We start from the raw sequence: 2342 nt of genomic DNA on the forward strand, positions 1-2342 counted from the left end.
TGTATTGAAAGGCGTAACCATTGGTGAAAATACGGTAGTTGGTGCAGGCAGTGTGGTAAGCTCAAATTTACCTGCTAATATGATCTGCGCCGGAAATCCCTGTAAACCCATTAAACCACTGAAACCTACCCATGGAGCCAATGAATAACACCTCTATGATGGTTTGTTTTGCAGGTACCAGCGGGTTCCCTTTTGGATTGGCGCAGGTAGAACGGCAAAAACTAATTTCAAAAGGACTGATCAAAGCAGGAGCTGCCGTTCTTATTATTAACCGCTACGGGCAACAGCCCGAAGGCCAGCGGCAGGAACTGCTGCATGCCCCTGAGTTTGAAGGGGTTCCTTTTGTATATGCTTCCGGTAATCCTTATCGACCAAATTCTTTTCTAGGCCGCAACCTGGCAAAACTGAAAGGAATGCTGAATGAATTTTTTATAATCCGAAAGCAAAAAAAGCAGGCACCGCAAACTGTTCTGCTGGTTTCAACACTGAGCTTTTACAATATTGTTTATTATAAATTGGTTGCTTCCTTATTAAGAATACCCCTGGTAATTGATAACGTGGAATTTTTTTCTGCGATGAAAATTCCTAAATCAAGGTTAGTTAAGTGGGATAATTATCTCTATGATACCTATGTAGCGGCTTTGGCTGATAAGGTTGTGGCAATCAGCCATTTCCTGGCAGATATGGCCGCACGAAAAATAGATAGAAAAAAAATCCTGCAGATACCTTCCATTGTAGAGTTTGAAAAATTCAAGAGCACAGCAAAGGCAACGGAGCCTTTTTTTCTCTACTGCGGGCACGCCGGTTATTTTGAAGTAATCTCCTTTATCCTTTCGTCCTATGAAAAGATAAACGATGAAAGCTACGCTTTATACCTGGTTTCCAATGGAGCAGACTGGGAAATGAAACGGTTGAAAGGGCGGATTAACCAGAGCCCCAAATCATCGAGCATTAAATTGTTTTCAAGGCTGCCTATGCAGGAATTGATTGATTTGTATATGACCAGCCAGGCATTATTAATTCCTTTGCGCCCAACCGAGCAGGATATGGCTCGCTTTCCGCATAAGATCGGCGAATATTGTGCTGCAAAAAAAGTGATCCTGTCTACCTCCATAGGAGAGGTTGCTCATTTCTTTAAGGATGGTGAAACCGCCCTGCTTAGTGAAAACTACGACGAAGAAGCTTTTGCTGCAAAAATGAAAGAAGTGATCGAAGAACCGGAAAGAGCAACGCAAATCGGGCTGCGCGGACATGAATTGGGATTGCAGCATTTTGACCATAAAGCATTGGGTGTAAAACTTAAATCATTTCTTGGTGAATAACAGCGGCGCCAACAAGCTTAAGGTAATGATTGTGGTGCCAAATATGTCCACCAAAATTGAAACTATTACAGGCGGGGTACATTCGGCTGTACTAAACCTGCTGCGCGGATTTGCGGAAACACGTTCGGCGAATATATTATTGGTATCCATTTCAGAAGCCATAAAGGATCCGGTAGAAATTCAATTTGCGGAAAACATTCGCATTTATTACTTGCCAGAAGGTCCGTTTCCATCATCGAGCCTGAATTACTTTTTTGTAAGTACAGGGCGGTTAAAGAAACTGATCAGGGAATTTGGTCCGGACCTGGTGCATTACCAGATCGGAGGTACGCTTTTATTTACCCGGTGGGCCAGTATGTCTTCAATTCCTCACCTTATCACCATTCATGGTATTCCCTGGGCAGAACTGAAAATTGCCAAACACTGGAAACAACGGCTTACCATTTACCTGAATGCAGTGATTGGAGACTGGCTGTATCCTGATAATATTATTCAGATTTCGGCTTATTCGAGAGAACAGTTTAAGAATCGAAAAATTGATCAGCTCTGTATTATACCCAACGCCATTCCTCCACGATATGCGGATATTCCTTTAAAAGAGGAAATGCAAAACCACCTGGTTTTTGTAGGCGTTATAAACGACCTGAAAAATCAACTCTTTATTCTTAAGGTGTTGCAGGAATTAAAGTTGGAAGGCCTTCGGTTTACCATTGAGTTTTGTGGTGGTTTTGGTACAGCAGAATACCAGCAGTTGGTAGAGGATTATATAAATACCCATCAATTGCAGGACCAGGTTCGGTTTAACGGATGGGTAGCATATTCTGAATTGCCGGCTGTACTGGAACGTTCTGATATGCTGGTGCTCAGTTCTCGCCAGGAGGCATTGCCCATGAGTATTGCTGAGGCAATGGCTGCCGGCCGGCCGGCACTAGCTACCAGGGTAGGGGGTATTCCGGAAATGATCACCGACGGCGAAAACGGTTTTCTAATAGAACTGGAATCAACTGCCAGTGCCAAAGC

General features: G+C 43.4%; 2 protein-coding genes. Both read left to right on the forward strand.

Features of this window, described 5'->3' with window-relative positions; genetic code table 11:
• Positions 1 to 140 precede the first annotated feature (140 nt).
• The gene (locus tag A1D16_RS21560) at positions 141 to 1322 is read left to right on the forward strand and encodes a glycosyltransferase (RefSeq protein ID WP_290713785.1); all 1182 of its coding nucleotides are present in this window, start codon (positions 141 to 143) and stop codon (positions 1320 to 1322) included.
• Positions 1315 to 2342 (forward strand): glycosyltransferase family 4 protein (locus A1D16_RS21565; protein WP_290713787.1); only part of this gene is annotated, 1028 nt, incomplete at its 3' end. The genes A1D16_RS21560 and A1D16_RS21565, both read left to right, overlap by 8 nt.

Origin of the sequence: Flavihumibacter sp. CACIAM 22H1 (assembly GCF_001601815.1) — a bacterium.
Classification (GTDB): domain Bacteria; phylum Bacteroidota; class Bacteroidia; order Chitinophagales; family Chitinophagaceae; genus Flavihumibacter.

Excerpts from the sequence above, each read along its gene's own strand:
- A1D16_RS21560 (WP_290713785.1), top strand. The coding sequence starts at position 141 with ATGAATAACACCTCTATGATGGTTTGTTTTGCAGGTACCAGCGGGTTC.